Here is a 26,193-nt window from a genome sequence, read left to right as displayed (position 1 = left end):
AAATGGAAATACCAACCCAGAATATACAGCACTTAACAAAACAAAATTGGGACAAAGCGAATGCGCTTTTGCTCAAAAAAACGTTAAGTGAATTTGCACACGAATTACTTATTGTTCCTGTTTTAAAAAGCGATAATTTATATAGTATTTCTTCGCCTGATAAAACAGTTGAATATACTTTTAAAGCTTCAATTTTAGCCTTAAATCATTGGTCAATTGCCATTGAATCAATTAAAAAGACAAAAAACGGGATTGAATCTCCATTGCGTTTATTAGAATTTATAATTGAATTTAAAGATCATTTGGGTATCGGCGAAAGCCTTTTACCAACGTACTTAGAAGAAATTACAAGTACGTTGTACAGCACTGCATATAAAATTGCGAACGAAAAATACAATTCAAAAGATTTATTAGGACTTGATTACCAAATCATTGAACACGCAATGACAGAAGGGCATCCGTGTTTTGTGGCCAACAGCGGTAAAAACGGTTTTAATATTGAAGATTTTGCGGCTTTTTCTCCGGAAGCCAATGCGCCTGTACAATTGTTATGGCTGGCAGGCCATAGGAGCAAAGCTACTTTTACGGCAATTGAGGAATTAGATTATCAAAAAGTTTTAGAACAGGAATTAGATTCTGAAACGATTTCACGTTTTGAAAATGTATTAAAATCTCAAAATTTGAATCTTGACGATTATTATTTCTTTCCCGTTCATCCGTGGCAATGGTTCAATAAACTGGCTTTGATTTTTGCGCCGGATATTGCCGAAAATCATTTGATTTGTCTGGGTTATGGAGAAGACGAATATTCTGCACAGCAATCGATTAGAACGTTTTTTAATATTTCTTCGCCAGAGAAATTTTACGCAAAAACAGCACTTTCTGTCATCAATATGGGTTTCATGCGCGGACTTTCGCCATATTATATGGAAAGTACGCCTGCAATTACCGAATGGGTGGCGAATCTGGTTGAAAATGATGCTTATCTGCAACAAAAAGGATTTACTTTATTAGGCGAAGTCGCAACGCTTGGCTATCGCAATTTTTTATACGAGCCTTTGGGCCGAAGTATTCCGCATAATAAAATGCTGGCCGCATTATGGCGCGAAAGTCCGATTCCGAAATTATCTAAAAATCAAAAGATTATGACAATGGCTGCTCTGTTGCATGTGGATCAGTCAGGGAATTCTTTTGTTAGTGAGTTGATAAAAGAATCGGGAATTAGCGCCAAATTGTGGGTTAAAAGTTATCTCGACGCTTATCTTTCGCCATTATTGCATTGTTTTTACCAGCATGAAATGGTTTTTATGCCACATGGCGAAAACCTGATTTTGGTTTTAGAAAATCACGTTCCCGTAAAAGCCATCATGAAAGATATTACCGAAGAAGTAATGATTTTTAATGGAGAAATTCCGTTACCGGAAAAAGTAAAACGCATTCACATCAACATGAAAGAAACGTTGAAAATCTTATGCATTTTTAATGATGTTTTTCAGTTTTATTTCCGTTTTCTTTCGGCCATTTTAGCAGAATCTAACACACTTTCTGAAGAAGATTTCTGGTCGTGCGTTGCAGATTGTATAACGCAATATCAGGAAGATCAGCCACATTTAAAAGAGCAATTCAAAAAATACAATTTGTTTGTTTCTGAGTTTGATGCTTGTTGTTTAAACCGTTTGCAATTGCGAAATAATAAGCAAATGTTAGATTTAGCAGATCCTATTGACAGTCTTCAGTTTGTTGGGAAATTAAAGAATCCTGTGGCGGCGTTTATTTCGGTTGTTTAAAATATTTCCCGAAAGTTTTTTTGTGAATAAAAAATAAGACGACAATTCAGGCATAAGATAAATTTCAATGTCTTTCCAAAAAACGTGACAATATTGAACTTTATCTCGTTATTGATTTTATCTCATTCAGAAACGTCGTCTTATCCTTACATACGATCAAATCGTGAAGTTGGTTTTTGTTTTATCGAAAATTTTTAAAATTTTAAGTTTTATTAAGAACGAAGGGAAATTTAAAACAAAAAATAAGCTGTGTCTTTTGATTAAAGACACAGCTTATTTATCGTTCAAAAAATGATTATTTCACTACAGTAGCTTCAAATTCTACTTTCAGGGTTTCAAACAGGCTTTTTACTTCCATTAAACTTGTAGCTTGCTGAACACCATGTTTGGCAATCCAATCCTGAATGATATTGAAATGTGGCCAAAGCTCATTGGTAGCGGTTGTGTAAATAGTTAACCTGACAATTCCTTTAGGTTCATATCCGGCTTTGGCGATTACCGTTTCAAGATTATTCAGGGCCAATTTTATTTGCGATTCCATGTTTTCATTGCTCGAAGTTCCGTCAGCATTTACGGCGGCTTGTCCTGATACGTACAATGTTCCTTCCGGATTTTTAACTTCTACGGCCTGGTTATAACTACGTTCATTTTGCCATTCCCAGGGATTGATGATTCTTTTTTCCATTTGTTTAGCTTTTTGTGCGAATATTGGCATCGCGGTTAATAATAGTAATGCTAAAATTTTTGATGTTTTTTTCACGATTACAGTTTAAAATTAATACTGCAAAGTTGGGTATAACATCAGGAAAAAGTTCTTGACATTTCTCACGATTATGAAGTGAGGTATGTCACATTTTGAGAGAATAGAGAATAGAGAATAGAGAATAGAGAATAGAGAATAGAAAATAGAGAATAGAGAATAGAGAATAGAAGAAAGAAGAAAGAAGAAAGAAGAAGAAGAAAGAAGATAGAGAAAAGTATTAATGAAATCTGTGAAATCTGCAAAATCTGCGTGAAACCAATTTTTCAGCCCAATTATAACACAGAGTGAGATTGAAAACGGAAACTAAACGTTAAGAAGATAAACGGCTCAGGGTTTCGCGGGAAACGCCCAAATAAGAAGCTATCAGGCTTTTTGGAACACGCTGAAAAAGTAAAGGATATTGTTTAAGAAGCTGTTCGTAGCGCTCTTTAGAATTTGATGTTTGCCAGGAAATAATACGGCGCTGTGATCCCAGAAAACCAGAAGTGGCTTTTTCGAGAAAAAAGCGTTCCATTTTTTGTAAACCATCGCAAAGCTTTTTATAATCTTCGAGTGTACAGCAAAGAACTTCTGTATCTTCCAGACATTCGAGGGACATTGTGGCTTCGGTTTGTGTAAAATAGGCATAATAATCGCTTTCCCACCAATCTTCCATAGCAAAAGAAACAATGTGCTGTTTGGCCGAACTATCGGTATAAACCAACTTTAAAAGTCCTGAAATAACAAAATAAGAATACTTAACAGGATCGCCTTCCTGAATTAAAAATTGGTGTTTCTTGAATTTTTTAGTGGTAAAATGAGAAGCCACAAACGCAAACTCATCATCGGTAAGCGGAATTATTTTTTCGATATGTTCTCTAAGATTTGCCTGCATAGTAGAAGCCAAAGTTATTGAAATATTTTCTATTCAGTTATAGTAATACCATATTGAATTTTTGCCTCTTTGAAAATTGATTTTAGCATATCGTATTTTTGATCACAATATTCACCAATAGTTAATTTCTTATCACTTGTTCTATAATTATCACAGCCAAAACAAAGTTCAAGCCAGGCAATTATTGTGTTGTTATCATCCAGAAAAAAGATCGCGTTTCTTGGCATGTAACATCCGGCTTGTGCTATTGCATAAGGTTCTTTTTTATGTGAGTAATTAAAAATAATATCTGTTAATTGATTTATTTGTTGTGGAGTCAAATTAGTAATTTCGTCATATAAGTTTGATGCCAATGTATCTTTTCCGATTACAATGGAATTAATATAATTCATGAGATCATGTCCCACAGTACCGTCAGATTTGTCTTTAAAAGAAATAATTTTGATTTGTGCAGCTTTAGAAAAGGAAAGTGAGTTAATCTTTCTTTTTCTGAAAGGTTTTTTGTTCGAATGCATTGAGCATTTTTCTCGTATTGAGATTGCGAAAAAGAATATTGAACTAGTAAAATCGTCAGAAATAGAAATTTTCTCATATGAGATTGAGTTTTTTGCCAGACGAAAATACAAATTTATAGAAACTATCCTAAAAATAATTTGAATGCTTTTTTAAGATAGGCTTTTTCGGGTTTGTTGATTTCTTCGATGACGTGAACCCAGCTTTTTCGAGACTTACTTTTTTATAAAAAGCCAGAATATAAGACCAGTCGGCGTTTGGATTTTCGGTTTTGCGATTTAGGGAAATTTCGATAACCGTAAGCCATAAAAACCAATATTGACCGTTTTTAAATTCGGTAATGATGGTTTTTAAAACAGGATCATTTCCGTTTTCGATAAATCGGGAATAACTTAGTAAACCAATTCTGAGCGTGTTGATGTAATGTTCTGCAATTTTTGCATTTTTGCTGTTGTTTTTGGTTAGTTTTATGGCGATTTGCAAAAGCTGTAACACTTCTTTCTTTTGATCTTCGGGCGATTTGTTGAGATCCAGAAACCATAACGCATCGACGTAACTATAACCCGGCCAGAATTTAAACGTACAATTTTGGTACAAAACACTATTGATTTCCTTGTTCTGAAGTAATTCTGAAACCTGATTTTCGTCGTTACTATTTACGGCAATCAAAAGTCGGCTGCCTTTAATTTGCGGTTCCAATTTTGAAGAATGTACCAACGCCTTGCCAATCATAAAATCTTTGGTAATACTGACCGAAGTATCTCTTTCACCAATCGTCATCGCGCCAACGCTTACGGCACCTCTGGGCAACAAATAGAAATTAGGATCAGACAAAGTTTCATTTTCCAGAAAACATTCCCTATAAATACTCGCCAAACAATTAATAAGCACCGAATAATTCGTCGAATAAACCAACAAACAATCAGAAGATATATTGCCTTTTAACCTGTTATCATCGTTGATACTTTCAAAAGCAATATCATAAAACTTCAAAAGTAATTCCTCTGCTTTTTGATGCTCTTTCTCAATCATTTTGGTAAAACCGAGAAGGTCTATGTAGGCTAAAATGGTTTCCATGAAGTTTTTGTTGTGGAAACTAAATTAGGGAAAATTATTGGGAATTTTTGGGTGTTGTGGTTTTGAAGTATTTTAGATTTAATTATTTAAAAATGGTCTTATTTTGATAGTATAATGACATCTAGGTCTTATTATGGGATAATCTTCCTTCTATATTTATCGGAATGCTATAAACGATAAAATATGAGATCAGCCAAATTATTTATTCTGGGAGAAGAGCGGGAGTTACTCTGGACTTATATGGATTATTACAAACACATAGCAGCAGATGGTTCACCTACAAGTAATCTGGAAGGAGGATTACTAAGATTATGTTTTGTTTCGCAGGAAAGCGACGACGTTTTTTGGCATAATATGGTTAAAAAAGTCGATAAGGAAACAGAACGAATGGAAAAAGGAGAAATACACTTTTATAGCAAGGGAGATGAAGATATTCCCATACGGAAATATAAATTTAGTGACGCTTATTTGATAGCACTTTCAGAAACATTCTATGCTTACGGAACAGAAAATATGCAGACTGTTTTAACCATTTCACCCGCAATTCAAAATTATGGTTTTGAATATGATCTTGTAAAACATTGGCAAGTATCCAAAATTCCAACTGCGCCCGTTTATTATGTGCCTAAAGAAGAGAAAAAACAAACCAGGGTAAAAACCATAAAGCGCATAACACCTTTGGATTTTGGTTCTGACAATGATGGCAGCGGAACAGGCGAGCAAGAAGGAATGTTGTATGGCAAAGAATATGAATTTAAAGTTACAGAATATACTCAAGAAACACCCGATGATAAATCTCAAATTAAATGGGCAATTAAATATCATAGCTTGTATCAAAACAAATGGATAGAAAAAAATAGTTCTGTGACAGGTGATACCTTGAAATTTTTCTTAAATGAAAAAGACATGTGCGGGCGTTTTGTGTATTTTCGTGCTTATATACAAGATGCTGAAAGTGAAGGGGAACTTAAGGTTTGGAAACATAATAGATTTAGGTGGTTTGATAGGATGATGGTTGAAAAAGAAATAAAAGAGAGAACGGATGATAATAAACCTTGGTTAGTCAATCAATCAGGAACATCTTTATGCGGTATGGCATGTATATTTTATCTTTTTGCAAAAGATCAGCCAGAAGACTACAAAAAGTTGACAAAGGAACTTTTTAGAACAGGTGAAGCAAAATTTAATAAGTATACAGTAAAACCAAGTATTGAAGTTTTAGAAAAAAAGATCGACCGATTTGGTTTTCCAATAGGTACAGATAAAATGCCATTAATTGATTATATAACTATGGCAGGAACACGAAATACAGATAATCCAAACTATAAAGGAGGGAATGAAGAGTTTCAGGCTATTAACTGGCCACCTATAATGCACACTCTATGTAAAAGTCTATTAGGATATAGTGAAGTAAGTTCAAAAGGTGTTTATAATCCTGTGGCACCGTTGCCTTATACAACATCAGATATTCAGATTAAAATAAATGACATTAATGATCAAATTAAAGCAGGTTATAAACTAATATTAATGATAGATTCAGATTTAATTGAAGATGTCTGGGATTATAGCTCCGCAGACTTACATTGGGTAGTTTTAGAATCGCCTATAACATGGAATTATACACCAAAATTTTTAGGATCAAAAATAGATGAAATAGATTTTAGAGTATACTCGTGGGGCACAAATCCGTTTGATCCTGCTAGATATTTAAAAAATAAAATAACATCTAGTCATTTTATGAATAATTATAACGGATATATAAAAATCAAGTAATGAAGAAAGTAATGTTATCATTTTTGGGAGTAATAATTGCGTTTATTGTTTTTCGCTTTTTTATTATTAAAATAAATAATTATACAAATACAAATGAATGTAATTCATCTAGATTTGTTGCTAATGGTGAAAGGATTTATTTACATTTCATAAATTTAAATGGAATAAAAAAACAAATTCTTTTCTTATAATCATAAAAGGTAGGAATAATAAAACAAGACAAATACAATATTTAAAAGATAAAGTATTAGAGACTTATTTTACAGATGATAAAATATTAAAAGATGATACTTTAATAATAAAAAATATAAATAGTAGAGAAATTAAAGTATATGATTTTAAAAATGAATCCAAATGCATAATGGCAGGAAAAAGAAAAGGACAATACTATTGCACTCTTTTATATAAAGATAACTTTCATAATGAAAATTATTATAAAGATGATTCTGAATCTATAAATTATATATCTATAAATCTTAATTAACTTAGGACTGCTATATTTCGTGATTAGTTTACTTCAAATCGTTAATAGGATGTCGGGAAAATTGATGATGTTATCGAAGAAATGAGAGACATCATTATTAATCCAGAGATATTTAGTACTAATTATTATGGATATGTTTATGGGAAATAAATTTATTATTGGTTTACTCATAGTTATTTTTACAAGCTGTAACAAACATGTTGATTGTAAAGTAGAAGATATTCATGAAATTCATTTTAAAGGATTCAATAATTTTAAAATAAAGAAAATTTCATTTGAAGATTTAAATAACCGTACAAATAATTTAGAATATCTGAATCCAGAGTTTGTTAATACTGCTTTTGGAATACGAGAATTCGAAATAAACCAACTTACTTCTAACTCCTTAACAAATGGTTGTATCGTTATAATTAATGATAGCCTTAAATATAAGATAACTAACATAAAAATGGAAGAAGTTTATATTGAAAAAAAGACTATGTGGAATACAAAATTATACGGATGTAGTTTAAAAGAATATAGATTAAATGATTCTTTGATCGAAAGCCATACAGATATAATAATATATAAATAATCTGAAAATTAAACTTGTGATGATGGTGTAATCATTGAATTTAATGGGTACAAAATAAATGAAGTTGAAAATCTTGAAATATTCATAATCAAAAAAGAAAATTTAAAAAGAAAATTAGATATCAAAAAATAGATTCATTATTATCAAATGATTTATCATATTATTTAAAGGATAAAATTTTAAAAACAGATACTTTATTAATAAAACTAAGAAATAAAGAATTTAAAATTTATGATTTTAAAAATGAAGGCAGAAGACAAAATGCAGGAATAGATAAAGGAACTTATTATTGTGATATATCTTCTTTAACAATAAATTCCAAAATAGATAGCTTACATGCTACTAATAGGATTATTATACATCAAATTGAAGATTAAAATAATTATAGTAATAGTGTATAAAAAAAACTTCAAATCATTTTATGAATAATTATAATGATATATAAAAATCAACTAAAAATGAAGAAAGTAATGTTATTATTTTAGGGAAATAAGAAGATTATGCGAAACCCGACAGGTTTTTAAAACCTGTCGGGTTTGCTATCATTAGGGTGTCGTTAATTGATTCTAATTTTATGTCATTTGAAATGACAAGATTTTGTAAAATCCTTTTTTTTGATCAATAATTTTTAAATAATCTTCTTAACCCCAGGAATAGCTACCAACAATCCGCCAAAAGCAAAACTCCCCACAACTATCAACGGTGAAACTACAAGGAGTTTTAGGGCAGGATCTACAGCCCAGTTTCTTGCGGCCAAGGTGAATGCGACAATGACTACGGGATGAAAAATATAAGTCGCAAAGCTGTAGCGGGATAATTTGGCAAGCAATGGCGTTGATTGGTTCCATTTTGTTCTTCCTTTGATGAGCAGGACGGTTAAAATGGAAAGTCCGATCCATTGTTCCCAGATGGCGTAGAGTAATTGTTGCCAGTGAAAACCTCCTGAATACCATTCGACTGGCATTTTTACGGTGAGTCTGATCACGAAAAAGACAAGAAAAAAGACCAAACATAACCATGAAGAAAGGCTAAGACGTTTTCTGGTTTTTTCAGAAAGCTGTTGGAACCAATTGTTTTTGGAAGCCAATAATCCGATCGTGAAAAAGGTGATGTATTGCGGGAAATGACCTAATTGAAATCCGAATGGTTTGAGCACCCAGCCTACAGGAAATATAATTCTAACGGCAAAACTTACAAGTCCTAATACGAGTGCAAATAAAAGTATGGTTCGTGATGTGGGAACGGGCAATGTGTTTTCGAAACTGATTTTGAAAACTATTTTTGCGATTACATAAATAAAGGTAAACACAAGCAAAGCCAATACAAACCACATTACGCCAACATCGATCCAGGTATCGTAACCGCTTAAATACTGCAAAAAGGTAATATGGTGCCCTTTAGCAAAATAATACACGAGATAGCTCGTAAAAGGAGAAATTACAAGGGAATAAAATACTAACGGAATTCCTAAACGAATTAAGCGATCGGTAATGAATTTAAAAGTGCCTTTTTTGGTAAAAGATGAATCGGTAAAATAGGCGGCAAGCATAAAGAAAAAGCCCATAAAAAAAGACTGGTTCACGCTAATAAACATTTTTACGGGAATTAGCACGCCAAAAATCTTAGTGGGTTCTGTATAATACCATCCATCTGAAGTGCTGTAGGCTATAAAAGTGTGGTGCAAAATAACCAATATAGTCAATAGTATTTTGATGTTGCTGATGTAAACAAGCTGATTTGGCTCTTGTAAATCTTTAGATAAAGTTGCGTTTTGGGTTGTCATAACAGATTTAATTTAGTGTTTCTGAGGACAAACCTACAACAAGAAAATACGATTGTAAGCGGCCTTGTTATCACTAACAAGCTTTTGTGATGAACGACAAGCTTAGGCTATCTGCAGGTTTCGGAGTTGGTTGTAACAATTGTTGAAACTCTCAATCTGGTTTCGGGAAACGGGAACTTTTGCATCGGTATTATGAAACGATAAAACGTATCCCTGAGAATTTCCGCTTACTTTTTCGATCTTAAACATATTGACTAAATAGGTTCTGTGGCATCTGAAAAAATGCGGATAATCGGCGATTTGTTTTTCAAATTGTGTGAGCGAAATTCGTTTGAGTTCTACAGTCGCTTCTTCGTTGTTTGACTTTGTGAGTTCGATATAATTACCATCGGCTTTTACAAATAACAAATCTTCTAAGTTTAAAGTAAAATCATCTTGTTTGACTTGGGTATTGATAAAAAGGGTAGGAGATACTGCTGTTTTTTGTGTTTTGTTTTCAAGAGGAGTAAACTGAAGCACAAAAGGAGATCCTTTTTTGACTTAAAATAAAAACCAGCCATTCTGAGGAAAAAATAAAAAAGGATTCCGGCAAGAAAACAGTTTCGTATTTCTTCATACAAATAACGCCATGACCAGTTATTTGGATTGTTATATATTAAATCGCGCATTAAAAAACTGGCAATTCCGGACAAAAGCAAAAATAGACCAACGTGAATATATTCTTGCAGCAATGTCCAGTTTTTGAGTTGGTTTTGCTTGATGTAATTGTAAGTTCCGAAATATAAAAACAAGATTAATGCAGGTGAAAAAGCGTGAAAAAAACAAATCAAAAAATAATTAAGTCTGAATTCAGGCTCATAAACGCCAAATGGTGCAAACAATAAAAGAAACACAAAAATCGAAGCAAAGACAATCGCAGAACTTTTCACGAGATTTTCTGGCTGATATCGGGTAGGATATTCAATTTCGTTTAATAAATGCTCTTTATTGATGTAAAATGGCATGGAATATTTGGCTTGGTTCGGGATTAAAAGTACAAAAATAGTTGTTATGAAAACGGGTGTCCTAGCCCTGATAGAAGTGGAAATCCTTTTATTTTTTTCTTTAAAAAAATAAAAGATTGAAACGGATAGCAGGAAATAGCTCCTAAAATTTTTCCTCAACTTAATTGACATACTTAAAAAGCCTCCCAAAATCTCTCGATTTCAGAAGGCTTTTTAAATGAAATACCTAAATTTATTTCTTTATTCCTTAATTACTTTTTCGACTTTAATGCCGTTTTCAGTTGTGATTCTGATGAAATAAAGTCCGTTTGCTTTGTTTGAAATATCAAGTGTTGTATTGTTGTTGCTTTCTATTTTTGTTTGCAGAATTCTTCCCTGAACGTCAAATAATTCGATAAGTTTTATAGTATTGTCGCTATTAATATTCATATTTCCCTTTGTAGGATTAGGATATAATGCCACACTTTTATCAACTTCGAGATCTTTGGTTCCTAGATTTTTAAAAATAGTTTCGGCTTTATTGGTTTCAATTGGCGCGTTATAATCAAAGAAAATATCGGCTTGTTTTTCAACCTTGTCATTGGTAATCAGATCGTCCAGAGTTTTAATTTTAAATAAAATATTGCCATGATTGTTAACAGGCGGATCCTTTGCTGTAAGTTTTGCTTTTTTAGCCGTACCTAAATTGATGTTGGTAAAAATAAATTCAGCAACATTGCCGTGAATGTTTATTTGAGACGGATGTGAAGTATCCAATAACTGAAGCGAATTAATGTCGTATTTAGTTTGATCGATCGTTACTTTTACCACTACATTCTCTGCAGGGGCCGTTCCTGTGTTCTCAAAATTGATTACATAATGTAAATACTCGCCAATGATACTCGGAGAAACATTTTTTCCTTCAAGACATTCGATATCATTAGGATCATAAGAACCTATCACAACCTGATTGTAATTAAATGTATTATCTGCCGGATTAAGATCACCTGTAATTGGGTTTATTGTCGCTGTAAAATTCAATACATCATCTATGTTTACGGGAGGCGTTTGTACGGGTGTGTTTACATTTAGTCCAAAATAATTACTTCTGCTTTCAAATGGAAGTAAGTTGCTGTAATTCCAGCCCAATAATCCCGGGCTTTGCACATTTGGAGCCAAAGTTGCCAAACCATAATGCATTAAGTTTTGATTGTAGTTAAAACTAAAACTTCCGCTTGCGGTTTGATTTCCTTTGTTTCGAATTACGATTTCATACCAGGCCATAAATCCAGGTCTTGCAGGTACAATTGGCACAATAACAATTTCGATATCGCTTTGAGATCCGTTTGCGGTAATACAAAAATCCTGAGTTGCAACATGATTGTTACTATCTGCAAAAGAAAGCAACGGATTAACCGGAGAAATACTGAAAAGTGTTGGGTTTTCAAGATGTGGTGTTAGTGAAAAATTTCCTGCACCGGTATAAAAAACATATTTTCCGCTGGTTTTGGTAAAGGTTTCATTTTGCGTCGTGCCGTCATGAAGTCCAACTTTCAAATTTGGCTGTTTGGCATCTGAGGCATCACAACCATTGTTGTCAAGGTCAAAAGCAATTGTTCCTGTAATTGTATTGTAATTTCCGCCCGGTGTAAATGAGCAATACGAGTTGACTTCTACATTTGATAAGCCTACAGTTAACAGATAGTTTTTTGTTGCGATAATATCTGCTTCGTCCTGACAAACAAAAGCCAGATTTGTATTGGCATTGCCTAAAAATAAAGTTTCGGTTTTTCCGTTTTTGGCAAAAATCATTTTAAGATTTGGATTGCTGCTGGCAGATAAAGTCTGGAAATTTGTAAAACCAGAAAGATCGATGTTTTCTAAGGCACTTCCGTTTACGTTTAGGGTTATAATATTTGGTGAATCAGAGAAATCGATGGCTGTAATTGGTGTTTCAATACAAAAAACAGACGTTAATGCACTGCAGCCTGAAAGGTTAAGAGAAGAAACAGTATTATAACTGCAATCCAGGCTTTTTAAATTGGTTAAACCAGCAACATTCAACGATGTTAACGGTGCTTTTTCAAGCGGTTTTCCACTTATAGAAAGCATTTCAAGTGCTGTACAGCCTTGAACATTTATTGATGTTAATGCGGTACTAATATTACCAATATACTTTAGTGAACTGCAATTTGAAAAGTCGGCAGTAACAAGATTCGTATCAACTAATGAAACATTATTTAATGCCGTACAACCTGAAAGATTTAAATTTGTAGTTGGATTTTCTCTTAATTCCAGAATTTCTAAATTCGTATTTCCGGAAAAGATTTAACGACGGAATTTGATTTGAATTTAAAAAAGCATTTTTCAAATTAGTTGTTCCGGTTAAGTTTAAACTCGAAATAGCATTTGTTGAAGCCTGAAGCTGTACAAGGTTTGGCGAGGTACTTAAATTAAGTGCCGTTAATTGATTATTAGTACAATTTAAATTGGTTAATGCGGTACAACCCGTAAGTGGTAATGTTGTTAAGGCATTATTTGACACATTTACATCTTTTAAAGCACTACAACCTGAGAGATTTAAGGAAGTAAGCGTATTATCCGGAAACAATATATATTCTAAACTTGAACAGTTTGAAAAATCTGCGGTTGTTAATACTTTCGTTGAATTAAAGGCAGATTGCGGAAAATTAAGCAACGTACAGCCTGCTGCATTTATTGAAGAAAGATTGGTATTATCTTCGATTAGAAAAGTAGTCAGTTTTGTTAAACCCGAAACATTTATTGATGTTAACTGATTGTTTACGGCGTTGAAATATTCTACATTCGGGCATCCAGTTATGTCCAGAGCTGTCAAAACATTATCTGCGACATAAAACTCTTTTAAAAGAGGAAGATTGTTGACATTAAAAGTAGAAAAACCTGGATTTTGCTGTGCGAGAATAGTTGTTTGCAACGGATTATTTGAAATGTTTAAAGTTTCAAGTAACGGATTTTCCATAAAAGATGCGCCTGTTAAAGCATTCATTCCAGAAACGGTTGCTGTTACCAAAGTTGGACTTTTTACAAAAAGCGTTTTTAAATTCGGCATTCCGCTTAAGTTAATCGATGTCACGCTTATTTCTCTAAAACCTAATTCGGTCACATTTGTAAAACCTTCAATTCCCTGAATATTGGTTACTTGCGGAGCATTGGCGCCTTCTATCCAAAGTTTGTCAATTAAAGCCGCTTCAGAAACTTCGATCTCATTATTAAAATTGGTGTCTATTCTCGTAACGGGAACACCGCCCGAAGATGCTGTAAAATTATTTGCACCGCCATTTACCAGCATGGCTTTAAAGGTAGTATCTGTAAAAGTAAGGATCTGGGCATTTACCAGACCGGTAAAAAGCAAGATCAGTAAGAGTAATTTTTTTCTCATAATTATTATGGTTTGAGTTGTTCGTTAGAAAATTTTGGGGATGATTTTAAAGTGAATTGATTAATTCCTGCAATTTTTCTTTTTTGCTCTGTGCAATCGGAATATTGGCATTATCGGCCATAATCACATAGCCGCCATCTGTTTTAATGTACGATTTGAGATACGATAAATTGATTAAATGCGATTGATGAATGCGTTCAAAACCGTGTTCTGCCAATAATTCTTCATATTCCTTAAGTGTTTTTGATATCAAAACAGGTTTGTGGTTTTTAATGAAGAATTGAGTGTAATTTATTTTGGCTTCGCATCGAATAATATCCGAAACTTCAAATAAATGAATTCCGTCACTTGTTGATAAGGCAATTCTCTTAAAATTGTCGACTTTTTTACGGATGTTTTCCAATAATAAATCAATGTTTTCAAACGAATTATTTTTTCCCACTGCTTCTTTTATTTTGGACATTGTAAGCTGCAGTTCTTCGGGATCAACAGGTTTTAGAATAAAGTCTAATGCACTAAACTTAAAAGCTTTCAGGGCATATTGTTCGTGTGCGGTAATAAAAACAACATGCGATTTCAGTTTTCCGTTTGCTTTAGAAAGACGTTCCAGAATATCAAAACCGGTTCCGTCTGTTAAATGAATATCCAGAAAAATAACCTGCGGATTCAGTTTTTCTATTGCAGCGATTCCGGTTTTTACACTTTCGGCTTCGCCAACAATAAAAATATCATTTGTGTATCGTTCTAAAAGCGCTTTTAGTCCGGTTCGTAAATGCTTGTCATCGTCGATTAGTAATGCTGTTATCATGGTTATTTATTTATGCTTTTTGAAATTGATTTTGAAATTGAAAATTGAAATTGCAATTGCCTTTTTGATATTGATATTGTTTTTCGAATTAAGACATATACTGAATTGGCAGGTATAAAGTAACTTTTGTCCCTGTTTTTTGTTGTGCCGAATTAAGTTCGATAATCTCTATTTTAGCCGATTTGGAAGTGATCGATTCCATAATCTTCAAACGCTTTTTGTAATTTCCAACGCCATAGACTGATGTGCCGTAACGGAGTTTTCTTTTAAAAGTTTGGATTCTGATAAACCAATTCCGTCATCTGTAATCGTGCAGATTAATTGTTCTTTCTGAACATCAAAATTCACACTGATTTTTCCTTTTCCCTCTTTGGGAACCATGCCGTGCAGAATCGCATTTTCGACAAAAGGCTGAATCAGTAAAGGCGGTAAACCCATATTAAACTCTACATTTTCTGTTGATTGTATTTCAAATTCAAACTTGTCATGAAACCTAAGCTGTTCGAGTTCGAGATAATTCTGTAAACTTTCAATTTCTTTATCAATGGGAATCAATGAACCTTTTGAATATTCTAGCGTGAGACGCATTAATTTTGAAAATTTAGACAGATATTTTAAAGCAGAGTCAGTTCCGTTCTGCACAATAAAACTCGAAATAGAACTCAGACAATTAAAAACAAAATGCGGATTCATTTGTAAATGCAGTGCTTTCTGTTCGTATTCGGCTACCTCTTTTTTAAGTGTGAGCTGTCGTTTAACCTGCATTCTGTTATAAATTACAATGCTTAAAACAATTAATAATAATATTGCCAGTATCGAAAAAATAACGAATTGCGTTTCTCTTTTATGTTTTTCAAAAAGTAAAGCTTCTTTTTCCTTAAACTCATAATTCATTTCTGCACGGGCAAATTTCATATTAATTTCCTGATTTTGAATACTCTCACGTGAGCTTACGTAATTTTTGTAATGGGTTAACGCTAATTTTGTTTCATTTAATGATTCATACAATTCGCTTAGCAGTTTTTCGGTATGATAGGTTTGATCCTGAACATCGATTTCTTTTGCATACTTTAATGATTTTAGTGCGAAAGAAAGTGCTTCGTTGTATTTTTTCTGTTTTTGTAATAATAAACCAATATTGTACAGAGCAAGCGAAGCGCCAAATTTATTCTGAATTTCCTCGTATAACGTTAATGATTCCTGATAATAACCAAGTCCCACAGACAAATTATTTTGTTTGGTATAATAATCTCCCAAATAATTATTTAAAAGCGCAGATCCGCGTTTGTTATTGTTTTTTTCGAAACCTTTTTCTGCTTTTTGATAATATTCAATGGCATTTTTGTAGTTGCCCAATTCAAAATAAATTACACCAATATTGGTCAGCGTCATGGGCGCATTTTGTTCGCCAAGAGCGATTTGTATTTTTGAAGCTTCTTTGAGATAATGCAAAGCTTTAGGGTAAATTTGCTGTGATTTATAAAGGACTCCCATGTTGTTGAGCACTTTAGAAATGCTTTTTTCTTCCTTAATTTCCTGATATAATAACAAAGCCTGTTCGTAATTTTTCAACGATAATAGATAATCGCTTTGTTCTGAATATACTACGCCAGAACTTGCATAAGCTCTTGCTAACCCTTTTTTATATTGTTTTTGATCAGAATTTTGGTTGAGACATTTTTGAAATTCGGTTTGCGCTTTTTTAAAATATTGTAGGGCAGCAGGATAATTGCCCAGAATGATAGAGGCATTTCCTTTGTTGTTATAAGCAGTTGCAAGACCAAAATTATATCCTGTTTTAGTGCTTAAAAAGGCTGCTTTTTGTGCATAAAATAAAGTGGAATCAGTATCAATTTCCTTATATAAATCAGCGATTGCATTATAATGATTAACTTTTGAGGTATCTATTTTGATAACACGCAAAATTCGTTGCAAACTATCAATTTGACTATTTTGAGCATTTGCAATACCGCCAATAAAACTGAGCAATAAGAAAATGGTTAAACGTAATTTTAGATTCACCTGGTTTGGTTTTTTGGTTGTTGTGAGACAAATGTATAATTTGTTTTCAACTATCATAACACCAATTATTATTTACACCGTTTTGATTATTATTTGAATGTTTTGGATTATTTGAGGAATAATTTAACCGCAAGGTGCGCTAAGATTTACGCAAGGTGCGCAAAGTTTTTTATGTTTAATCACGCAAATATAAAATTGAGTATAAATTTTACCGCAAAGGACGCAAAGTTTTTTTGCATATAAGATTTTATAAAATTGCAAAGTTCGCAAAGCTTTGTATTGATTAAGCTTTGCGAACTTTGCATTGTATTAGCACATTAAAAAATAACCTTTGCGAACTTTGCGATTAAAAAATATTATTTCTTTGATTCGAAAAATATATTGGTATTTATTACTATTGCTGTTCGATGATTTTAATGATTTGTTTGGGAATTTCTTCAAAACCTTCAATAGAATAGGGTTTAATGAGGTAACCTTTTATACCAAGCAAATCGCATTTTTCTTTATAAGCAGGATTTATACTTGTCGAATAAATAAAACACGGAATACTTTTTAATGTTTCGGTATTTAAAATTTGTTGTAGCGCTTCAATACCATCAATTATAGGCATATTGATATCGGTAAGAATAACGTCAGGAGTTGCATTGGAAGTGTTTTTTAAATAATTTAAAAGTTCTTCGCCATTTGACACTAAGCTAACTTTATCAAAATCAGGATTTTTATTAAAGATTTCAGAGATTACATCGGCGTCATCTTCGTCATCTTCGGCAATAATAATGTGCAGATTGTTTAATTTTGTCATTTTATATTGGAAAATAAAGATTAAATGTGGTGCCTTCGTTGAGATTACTTTCTACAGTTATATTCCCGGAGTGATTTTCCATGATTTTTTTGCAAATGGCAAGGCCAATACCATTTCCGGAATATTCATTCTTAGCATGTAAACGCTGAAATATTGTAAAAATTTTGAGCAGATGATTTTTTTCCATTCCAATGCCGTTATCCTTTATTTGAATTTTTACAAATTTATCAGCAGATTCAAAATCATCAATTTGAAAAATTTGTATAACAGGAGGAATATCTGTTTTACTGTATTTAATTGCGTTTGAGATTAAATTAGAAAAAAGTTGTCGCATTTGCACTTTTGAAGCTTGTAATACAGGGAGTTTTCCTATTTCAAAATTAGCTTTTTTATCATTAATTATAATTTCCAAATCCTCATTAACTTCAGCAATTATTTCAACCAGGTTTACCTGTATACGCTCTTCCTGTGCATTATGTGAGGAATAATTTACCAAATCATCCACGAGAGAATTTAATCTTAAAGCAGATAATTTCATTACATTCAGATATTTAGTATCTGTTTCTGAAAGATCTGTTTTGTTGATTCTTTCATTATACATTACTATTTTTCTAAGCGGTTCTTTAAGATCATGGGATATTACATGAATAAACTCTTCAAGATTAGAGTTTATGCGGTTTAGTTCGTTTATTTTTTCCTCAAGCTCTTTTTGATGCTGAATTAAAGCATTTTCGTGTTTTTTCTTTTCGGTTAAATCAGTAACGACAATTCCTAATCCCTGTACAGATGGTTCAAGATCAGTTACAGATATTGATGCCAAAAAAGTTTTAGTGCTGTAATTGGTTTTAAATAAGATTTCGTGTGCAGTTATGCCGTATTTCAACGATTCGATAAGAGCAGTAAAATGATCCGAATTATTAAAATATTCCTGTAAATAGTTTCCAATTATTTTTTCCGAAGGTACGCCCAAAAGCTCAGAAAAATAATCGTTGCAGTACAGGATCAAACCATTCCTTGAAATACTCAAAGCGCCCTGCCTGAATTTTTCAATTAAAAGCCTGAAAGTATAATCTGCGGTTTCAAGAGAATAAAGCTGTGGTGTTCCGTTATTGCTTACTACTAATGCATCAACATCTCCTGTTTTAATGGCCTCAACAATACTATTAGACTCATGAAGTTCTTCTTTTAATGCTGCTATCTCTTTTAATAAAGATTCGATATGTTTGTTGTTATCACTCAAATTTATTCCCTTAAGTTTAGTATTTGTAATACTTTTTCCCTGTCTGACAAATCACCTAAAATGATTCTTCTTGGTGCAGGACCTATCTTAATCAATGTTGGTATGGCTACAATTTGATGTATTACGGCCTGTTCTGTATCCCGACTTATATCTATAATTTCCAGTTCGAAATTACCGGCGAGATATTTATCACATATTATTCGTAAATTTTCTATTGCATGCCCTGATTTTACAGACATACCCGAAACAAAAAGCATAAACTTATGTTTTTCCGGTTTTGTAACATCAGATGAGTTGCTCATTATAACGCTTTTAAAGGTTTAATATTGAGCCCCACCAAAACTCTTTCTTCATTAGAAAGATCCCCAATTATTTTACGAATTGGTTCAGGAAATTTTCTGACCAAAGTAGGAACGGCCAGGATTTGATCTCCTTCGGCCAACTGCGGACTTTTAAGTAAGTCTATAATTTCGATACTATATTTACCCGCCAAGTATTCTTCGGCGTATTTTTTTATATTTTCGAGTGCTTTAATCGACTTTGGTGTCTGACCTGCGATATATAGCAACAATTGCCATTCGGCTACAGCTTCTTTTTTCATTTTATTGCTATTTTTTTAGGATTCAGTTTTTCCTGCAACTCTTCTGTTGCTTTTAAGATACTTAATTCTTCTTCTGCCGATTCAAATTCGTTTCGAAGCGCTTCAATATTAGCTTGAAGTACTTTGCGTTTACGCTCAATTTCTCTGTCTTTTCTGCTAATTTCATTTTGCAGTTTAATATCAGACATTGTTTTCTTGAACAAATGCGATTTTCTCGCTGATCCTGTAAGTATTCCCTGCGGGCCTAATTCTATATCAAGCAGTTCAATTCCTTTATTTGTAATAACAAATTCTCTAACCTGATTAGAATGTCCCATTCCTCTGGCTTTTACAATAAAAATTCCTCGGTTTCTTTCGCCAATTCCTTCCATATCGCGTACCGTAATCCAGGTATCAACTAACGATGATACAGATTCTTCGGCAAGATCAGGTCTGAAATTGTCTGTTTGTTTGTTTAAAGAAGTAAAAAGTGCCGTAATATTATTTGCTTTTAGCATATCTATAAGCCTTACCAGCATCGAACGAACTTCCTGCTCGCTACCAACATTAATAAGATTACTTATAGGATCGATTACTATTGTAGTTGGTTTAAAATCTTTGATAAATTTTCGTAGTGTAAGCAAATGCAGCTCAAGACCATTTAAGGATGGGCGGGAAGAATGAATTTGCAGATTACCTTTTTTGATATATTTTCCAAGATCAACACCTATAGATTTCATATTGCGAACCAATTGCTGTGGTGATTCTTCAAAGGCAAAATAGATAACACGCTCGTTATTTTCACATTGTTTATTGGCAAAATAACATCCAACCGTTGTTTTTGCTGTACCTGCAGTTCCGGAAACCAATATATTACTTCCTCTGTAAAACCCACCACCCTGAAACATGTTGTCTAATCCGGGCACTCCCGTAGGAATTACATCCGAAGAAACTTCATTATTCAGTTTTAATGATGTGATAGGCAATACCGAAATTCCGTCCTCATCAATTAAAAAAGGATATTCATTGGTACCATGAGTCGATCCGCGGTATTTTACAATTCGCATTCTTCTGGTCGAAACCTGTTCGATAACACGATGGTCTAAAACGATAACACAATCCGAAACATATTCTTCCAGTCCCTGACGCGTAAGTGTTGCTTCTCCGCGTTCGCCTGTAATAATTGCCGTTACGCCTTTGGTTTTAAGCCAATGAAATAATCTTCGTAACTCAGCTCTAAGAATCGCCTGATTGTCAAGACCTGCAAATAAAGATTCGATCGTATCCAGCACCACTCGGGTTGCTTTTATAGAATCGATGGCATGTCCTAATCTTATAAATAAACCGTCGAGATCATATTCTCCCGCTTCTTCAATTTCCGATCTTTCAACTCTTACATAATCCACTACAAGCTTTTTATCTGCTTTTAGTTTTTCGAGGTCAAAACCAAGTGATTTGACATTTAATGTAAGATCATCCGAAGGCTCTTCAAAAGACATGAAAACTCCGGGTTCGTTATATTCTGTAATCCCTTTAATAAGGAATTGCATAGATAACAATGTTTTTCCGCAACCTGCACCACCGCAGATTAAAGTTGGTCGTCCTTTAGGAAATCCACCATCTGTAATCTCATCCAGGCCGTCTATTCCTGAAGGAGTTTTTGGAAAAATAAAACTATGTGATTTTGTTTGTTTTTGCACGATATAAAATATTCTGTTTACTCAAATATACGTTTTCCTACAATATTTAACATTAACATTTATTAAAGATTTAACAGCTGTTTAAATAATTTTGAGGTCATTATTTAGAAAAAACTGCCTTATTTCACGAATAATAAATGATTAATGCAAATACTCTCGAATTACTATTGAAATTAAGAATTTTTTAAATCAAAAAAAGAAAGCTGAAGAATATTTTTACTGATGATATTTTTTTCAGCTGTTGTTTTGGCTAAGCCAAGAGCAGTTTCAAAATGCTGATGCGCTTTTTTATTGTCAACATCGGTATATAAATTTCCGAGTAAAGAATAATAGAAGTGATTATCGGTTAAATTGAGTTTTTCGGCTTCAATAATGGCTTCTTTTTTACCATTTACTTTTGATAAGGCAAAAGTGCGATTTAAAGCCACAATTGGTGAATATTCTAAAATAATCAAATTATTGTACAATTCCAGAATATGCTGCCATTTTTCGGGAGAATCTTTTTTCTGTGTATGCCAATAGGCAATTCCGGCTTCGAGATGGTATTTAGAAAGTGTATTTCCGGTTGAAGATTTACTTAAAAAATACGTTCCTTTATCGATTAATTCATGATTCCAAAGTAATTCATCCTGATCCTGATATAAAATAATTTCTCCGTTTTCTGAAGTTCGTGCTTCAAATCTTGAAGAATGAAAACACATCAAAGCCATTAAAGCATTCGTTGCAGGTAAATTGGTACTTTCATTCTGAATCAATAAATAGGTGAGGCGCATCGCTTCTGCACAAAGATCTTTGCGTAAAGTAGTATTTTGCGATGTAGAATAATAACCTTCAGAATACAGCAGATAAATCGTTTTTAAGACCGTCTCAATTCGGTCGTTAATTTCTGCCGAATTGGGATGCTGAATTTTAATGTTTTCTTCTTTGAGTTTTTCTTTGGCGCGATTGATTCTTTTGTAAATTACTTCTTTATTAGATAAAAAAGCGTCTGAGATTTCATTGATTCCAAAACCGCATAATAAGTTTAGCGCCAATGCAATCTGAGCTTCGTTTGAATTACAAGGATTACAAACCGTAAAAATCATCGCCAATTGACTATCGGCAATATTTTGTTCCGATAAATCAATTTCTGTTTCCGGATTATTAAGAGGTGTATTGTATTTTATTTCGGTTACAATTTTCTTTTCAAAAACATCATTTCGTTTAAAATAATTTTTGGTTTTATTTTTCGCAACCGTATAAAGCCAGGCAGTCGGATTATCCGGAATTCCTTTTATTGCCCAGGTTTCGGCTGCAGCCAAAAATGTATCGCTCACAATATCCTCAGCAATCTCAATATGATGAATACCAAACAGATTACTAAGTACCGAAACTATTTTTTGGTATTCTGTTCTGAATAAATTTGGTATGAGTTCTTTTTCCATCATAAATATAAAATTTCAAATTTTTTATCCCGAAGTCTCGGGACCAAATTCCAACATAAACTGCGGTTATTGTAACCGTAAATCTTTGTCAAAGTTTTAAACTTTGACAAAGATGCCTAAACTCTTAAAAAAATTCCAGTCTTCTATATTGGAATTTGGAATTTAAAATTTGGAATTTAAAAATTTACCGCCATTCTAATCTCCACATTCCCGCCTAAATTCAAAACTGGGCAATTTTGTGCGATTTCGGCAGCTTCGTCGTAATCTTTAGCTTTTATGGTAATCATTCCGCCAATAGATTCTTTGATTTCTACATACGGACCGTTTGTTACGTTTTTGTTATTGGTTACAATTTTCCCTTGTCCGTCCCAGCGTTGTAACGGTCTTGCCAGTTTATCTTGTGCAGCCAGACTTCCGAACCAATTTTGCCATTGCTGAAAATGCTGCTGCATTTCTTCCGGAGAAGGCTGTATTTCTTTAGTTGTAAAATCTCTTCTGAAAATTAATAAAAACTCGTTCATTGTTTTATGTTTTTAAATTAAAAATTTAGAATTAAAAATTAAAAATCTTTTTAATAACTATGTATTGAATATTTTTTCACGCAGATTTAAAAAGGATTTAAGCAGATTCATGCAGATAATTTTCAAAATTTAATCTGCTCAATCTGCCAAATCTGCGTGCAATAAAAATCTTTTCAATCCTTGAATCTGTGGCTAATATTTTTTTCACTGATTTTAAAAGGATTTAAGCAGATTCACGCAGATAATTTTCAAAATTTAAATCTGCTTAATCTGCCAAATCTGCGTGAAATAATAATCTTTTAATCTGTGGCTATAAAAAAAGCTGTTTTACATTGAAGACATAAATTTACTATTTTACCTCAAATAAAAAACAGCTTGATTTATTTATCCAAATTGCCCCACTCTGTAAGAACCTACGTTGTTTGGAAAAGCAAGATTTAAACGGTTCCATGTATTGATCGTTGTAATAGCCAAAGTAAGATCGATCAATTCTTCATCAGAAAAGTGTGCTTTTGCTTCATTATAAACATCATCAGATACATGACAAGCTGTTACGGCTTCTGCATAGGCAAGAGCGGCTCTTTCTTTATCTGTATAAAAAGGAGTTTCTCTCCATGCACTCAAACCAAACAAACGTTGTGGGGTTTCGCCTGCCGCCAAAGCTTCTTTTGAATGCATATCCAGACAATAAGCACAACTATTGATTTGTGATACTCTAAAATCTACTAAATCTACAAGTGATTTTTCAAGACCTGATTTTTTTAAATAAACAGTAATTCCAAATAAAGGAGTTAATGCTTTTTGACCTTTTTCGAATAAATTAATTCTAGTTTCCATTGTGTATAGTTTTAAATGTTATACCCTAATGACAACCGAACTTTCAGAATTGGACAAATTTTTAGAAAAAAATAAAAAAAATATTTAACCGCATCCCGAAGCCTCGGGACGCAAAGGTTTTTAAAGTGTTAACAATACATCCCGAAGCCTCGGGACGCAAAGTTAAATCAACACAAAGCTTTGTGAATTCGGTATTAAACATAGCCCACGGTTTCAACCGTGGGAGACATGAATGATAGAAATATATTGCGTTCCAACGGTTGAAACCGTTGGCTATGTTTTTAACCGCAAAGAACACAAAGATTTTGCGCACGGTTTCAACCGTGGGAATTGTGATATGAAAATATAGCGCACGGTTTCAACCGTGGGGGACATGTATGTGGAAATATATTGCGTTCCAACGGTTGAAACCGTTGGCTATGTTTTTATAATCTGTAAAGTTTGCGGTAAATCTGTAAATATTTGAACAGAAACGCCATTGTTTATTGGGACAAAATGTGTGTACTGTATACCAAATTGTATAAAATTTACACACACTGTTTTGTTGTGAATCCAGATAAATAGCTCTATAACAGCGAAAAAGCATAATGGCATAAGGGTTGCTTACTGAGATAATGTGATTCTGTATACAATTTTAATAAAACAGAACACAATTTAATTAAAAGCCATTTCAGATAAAAATAAAATAGAAGACAAACATGGAAAGTGAAACAATTATCTCAAAACAATTTTATTCTTCAAGTGATACCAGTAATGTAGAACAAACTTTAAAAAGTTCCATTTTTCGCATTAATAACGACACTACCACTAAAAATATTGCACGAACATCAAACCCATTAAATTTATTTGTACTTGCGGGTACTTTTATCTTAATGTTTGCAGGTGCTTTTGTGGTTTATCTATTACAAGACGACTTTGATCAGTTTCAATTAGACAGAATCAATTCAACATGGGGTTATCCTTTTTTAATCGTAACCATATTATTGTTTTTCTTTCAAATAGGAGCTTTTCTTTATAATGTATATTTATTTTTCAAATACAAACCAATCGAATCCGTTAGTGATGAATTGTTGCCAACAACTACCATAATTGTTCCTGCATACAACGAAGGGAAATTAGTTTGGGATACTTTATTAAGTTTAGCAAACAGCGATTATCCAGAAGAGAAAATGCAGTTATTAGCTATCGATGATGGTAGTAAAGATGATACATGGTATTGGATGCAGCAGGCAAAAATTAAATTGGGAGATCGTTTAACCATTTTCCAACAGCCTGAAAACAGAGGAAAACGTCACGCACTTCACCGTGGGTTTGAATTAGGAACAGGAGAAATTTTTGTAACTGTAGACAGCGATTCTATCGTAAAAACAGATACTTTACGAAATTTAGTGAGTCCGTTTGTTACAAATGAAAAATGTGGAGCAGTTGCAGGAAACGTTCAGGTTTTGAATAATAAAAAAGCGATTCTTCCTAAAATGTTAAACGTAAGTTTCGTAATGAGTTTTGAATTCATGCGTTCTGCAGAAAGTATGTTAGGATCTGTACTTTGTACTCCTGGTGCTGCTGCAGCTTATCGTAAAACAGCTGTTTTTGGATGCCTTGACGAATGGATCAACCAAACTTTTATGGGACAGCCTTCGGATATCGGCGAAGACCGCGCTATGACAAACATGATTTTAAAACAAGGTCACCACGTATTATTTCAGCGTAATGCTACAGTTTTAACAAATGTTCCAGAAGAGTACACAGGTTTATACAAAATGTTCATTAGATGGGCGAGAAGTAATGTGCGTGAGAACATCATGATGTCTAAATTTGTTTTTACAGATTTTAGAAAAGGATCAAAATTCGGGTCAAGATTATTGTTTGTAAGCCAGTCAACGAAAATGTTAATGTCTTATCCATTTTTAGCTTTTATGTTCTTTTTTATTGCCATTCACCCGGTATTGTTTTTGAGCTCTACATTACTAAGTATATTAATCGTATCTAGTTTCCCGGTGTTCTTTTATGCAAAAAGATATAATTTAAGAGAATCACTTTGGGCATATTCATATAGTCTTTTTTATACCTTCAGTTTATTCTGGATCACGCCATATGCAATTGCAACAGCAAATAAAAGAGGCTGGTTAACACGTGGTTTAACCGAACAAAAAATAAAATAAAAACTCTAAATAAAAACTGCATTAAAATTAGAATAGATTATTTGTTTGAAAGACTCCTGCTGATA

General features: G+C 33.0%; 22 protein-coding genes. 4 read left to right on the top strand and 18 right to left on the bottom strand.

The features are described 5' to 3' along the window. Positions 1-2: 2 nt before the first annotated feature. A complete protein-coding gene (locus ACZZZT_RS17185) occupies positions 3-1,787 on the top strand; it encodes an IucA/IucC family protein (protein WP_463461295.1) in 1,785 nt (594 codons plus the stop codon). Between the two features lie 295 nt (positions 1,788-2,082). Here the strand turns inward: ACZZZT_RS17185 and ACZZZT_RS17180 are convergent, their stop codons facing one another. The 4 genes from ACZZZT_RS17180 to ACZZZT_RS17165 all read right to left on the bottom strand — a co-directional run bounded on the left by ACZZZT_RS17180 (position 2,083) and on the right by ACZZZT_RS17165 (position 5,014). Further along, a complete protein-coding gene (locus ACZZZT_RS17180) occupies positions 2,083-2,472 on the bottom strand; it encodes a RidA family protein (protein WP_042563744.1) in 390 nt (129 codons plus the stop codon). Positions 2,473-2,860: 388 nt separating this feature from the next. After that, positions 2,861-3,424 (bottom strand): Crp/Fnr family transcriptional regulator, encoded by a 564-nt coding sequence (locus ACZZZT_RS17175; protein WP_463461294.1) that lies wholly within the window; start codon positions 3,422-3,424, stop codon positions 2,861-2,863. Positions 3,425-3,453: 29 nt separating this feature from the next. Next, positions 3,454-3,939: a hypothetical protein gene (locus tag ACZZZT_RS17170; RefSeq protein WP_463461293.1), complete on the bottom strand. Its 486-nt coding sequence runs from the start codon at positions 3,937-3,939 to the stop codon at positions 3,454-3,456. Positions 3,940-4,066: 127 nt separating this feature from the next. Further along, a complete protein-coding gene (locus ACZZZT_RS17165) occupies positions 4,067-5,014 on the bottom strand; it encodes a hypothetical protein (protein ID WP_463461292.1) in 948 nt (315 codons plus the stop codon). A 183-nt stretch (positions 5,015-5,197) separates the two neighbouring features. On the opposite strand from ACZZZT_RS17165, the gene tssD reads away from it, so the two are divergent. Then, positions 5,198-6,787 carry a type VI secretion system tube protein TssD gene (tssD, locus tag ACZZZT_RS17160; protein ID WP_463461291.1) on the top strand — a complete coding sequence of 530 codons (1,590 nt, stop codon included), beginning with the start codon at positions 5,198-5,200 and terminating at the stop codon, positions 6,785-6,787. 623 nt (positions 6,788-7,410) lie between these two features. Continuing rightward, positions 7,411-7,845, top strand: a complete 435-nt coding sequence (locus ACZZZT_RS17155) for a hypothetical protein (protein WP_463461290.1) — start codon at positions 7,411-7,413, stop codon at positions 7,843-7,845. Positions 7,846-8,473: 628 nt separating this feature from the next. Here ACZZZT_RS17155 and ACZZZT_RS17150 read toward each other — a convergent pair. From ACZZZT_RS17150 to ACZZZT_RS17085, 14 genes are all read right to left on the bottom strand, one after another. Further along, on the bottom strand, positions 8,474-9,628 hold the full coding sequence (locus tag ACZZZT_RS17150; protein ID WP_463461289.1) for an acyltransferase family protein: 1,155 nt from the start codon (positions 9,626-9,628) through the stop codon (positions 8,474-8,476). 102 nt (positions 9,629-9,730) lie between these two features. After that, positions 9,731-10,147, bottom strand: a complete 417-nt coding sequence (locus tag ACZZZT_RS17145) for a LytR/AlgR family response regulator transcription factor (RefSeq protein ID WP_463461288.1) — start codon at positions 10,145-10,147, stop codon at positions 9,731-9,733. A gap of 725 nt (positions 10,148-10,872) precedes the next feature. Next, the gene (locus ACZZZT_RS17140) at positions 10,873-12,723 is read right to left on the bottom strand and encodes a DUF7619 domain-containing protein (protein ID WP_463461287.1); all 1,851 of its coding nucleotides are present in this window, start codon (positions 12,721-12,723) and stop codon (positions 10,873-10,875) included. Positions 12,724-12,847: 124 nt separating this feature from the next. Further along, on the bottom strand, positions 12,848-14,032 hold the full coding sequence (locus ACZZZT_RS17135) for a leucine-rich repeat domain-containing protein (protein ID WP_463461286.1): 1,185 nt from the start codon (positions 14,030-14,032) through the stop codon (positions 12,848-12,850). Between the two features lie 46 nt (positions 14,033-14,078). Then, positions 14,079-14,840 carry a LytR/AlgR family response regulator transcription factor gene (locus ACZZZT_RS17130; RefSeq protein WP_463461285.1) on the bottom strand — a complete coding sequence of 254 codons (762 nt, stop codon included), beginning with the start codon at positions 14,838-14,840 and terminating at the stop codon, positions 14,079-14,081. Between the two features lie 207 nt (positions 14,841-15,047). Next, positions 15,048-16,862: a tetratricopeptide repeat-containing sensor histidine kinase gene (locus ACZZZT_RS17125; RefSeq protein ID WP_463461284.1), complete on the bottom strand. Its 1,815-nt coding sequence runs from the start codon at positions 16,860-16,862 to the stop codon at positions 15,048-15,050. A 394-nt stretch (positions 16,863-17,256) separates the two neighbouring features. Then, positions 17,257-17,664, bottom strand: coding sequence for a response regulator (locus ACZZZT_RS17120; protein ID WP_073393941.1), 408 nt, complete (start codon positions 17,662-17,664; stop codon positions 17,257-17,259). A gap of 1 nt (position 17,665) precedes the next feature. Further along, positions 17,666-18,904, bottom strand: a complete 1,239-nt coding sequence (locus ACZZZT_RS17115; protein ID WP_463461283.1) for a sensor histidine kinase — start codon at positions 18,902-18,904, stop codon at positions 17,666-17,668. A gap of 2 nt (positions 18,905-18,906) precedes the next feature. Continuing rightward, a complete protein-coding gene (locus ACZZZT_RS17110; protein ID WP_463461282.1) occupies positions 18,907-19,206 on the bottom strand; it encodes a circadian clock KaiB family protein in 300 nt (99 codons plus the stop codon). Further along, positions 19,206-19,505 (bottom strand): circadian clock KaiB family protein, encoded by a 300-nt coding sequence (locus tag ACZZZT_RS17105; protein ID WP_073393943.1) that lies wholly within the window; start codon positions 19,503-19,505, stop codon positions 19,206-19,208. Before ACZZZT_RS17105 ends, ACZZZT_RS17110 begins: the two co-directional genes overlap by 1 nt. Then, positions 19,502-21,184 carry a circadian clock protein KaiC gene (gene kaiC / locus ACZZZT_RS17100; RefSeq protein WP_463461281.1) on the bottom strand — a complete coding sequence of 561 codons (1,683 nt, stop codon included), beginning with the start codon at positions 21,182-21,184 and terminating at the stop codon, positions 19,502-19,504. Before kaiC ends, ACZZZT_RS17105 begins: the two co-directional genes overlap by 4 nt. A 173-nt stretch (positions 21,185-21,357) precedes the next feature. Beyond that, positions 21,358-22,611 (bottom strand): RNA polymerase sigma factor, encoded by a 1,254-nt coding sequence (locus ACZZZT_RS17095; protein WP_463461280.1) that lies wholly within the window; start codon positions 22,609-22,611, stop codon positions 21,358-21,360. A 173-nt stretch (positions 22,612-22,784) separates the two neighbouring features. Beyond that, positions 22,785-23,129, bottom strand: a complete 345-nt coding sequence (locus ACZZZT_RS17090) for a YciI family protein (protein ID WP_463461279.1) — start codon at positions 23,127-23,129, stop codon at positions 22,785-22,787. Positions 23,130-23,513: 384 nt separating this feature from the next. After that, the gene (locus tag ACZZZT_RS17085; RefSeq protein WP_073393947.1) at positions 23,514-23,966 is read right to left on the bottom strand and encodes a carboxymuconolactone decarboxylase family protein; all 453 of its coding nucleotides are present in this window, start codon (positions 23,964-23,966) and stop codon (positions 23,514-23,516) included. A 698-nt stretch (positions 23,967-24,664) separates the two neighbouring features. On the opposite strand from ACZZZT_RS17085, the gene ACZZZT_RS17080 reads away from it, so the two are divergent. After that, the gene (locus tag ACZZZT_RS17080) at positions 24,665-26,128 is read left to right on the top strand and encodes a glycosyltransferase family 2 protein (protein WP_463461278.1); all 1,464 of its coding nucleotides are present in this window, start codon (positions 24,665-24,667) and stop codon (positions 26,126-26,128) included. Positions 26,129-26,193: the final 65 nt, after the last annotated feature.

It is taken from the genome of Flavobacterium sp. AC274, from assembly GCF_979258275.1.
The sequence above is the reverse complement of the archived record's forward strand: the minus strand, read 5'-3'. Positions and strand labels throughout refer to the sequence as shown.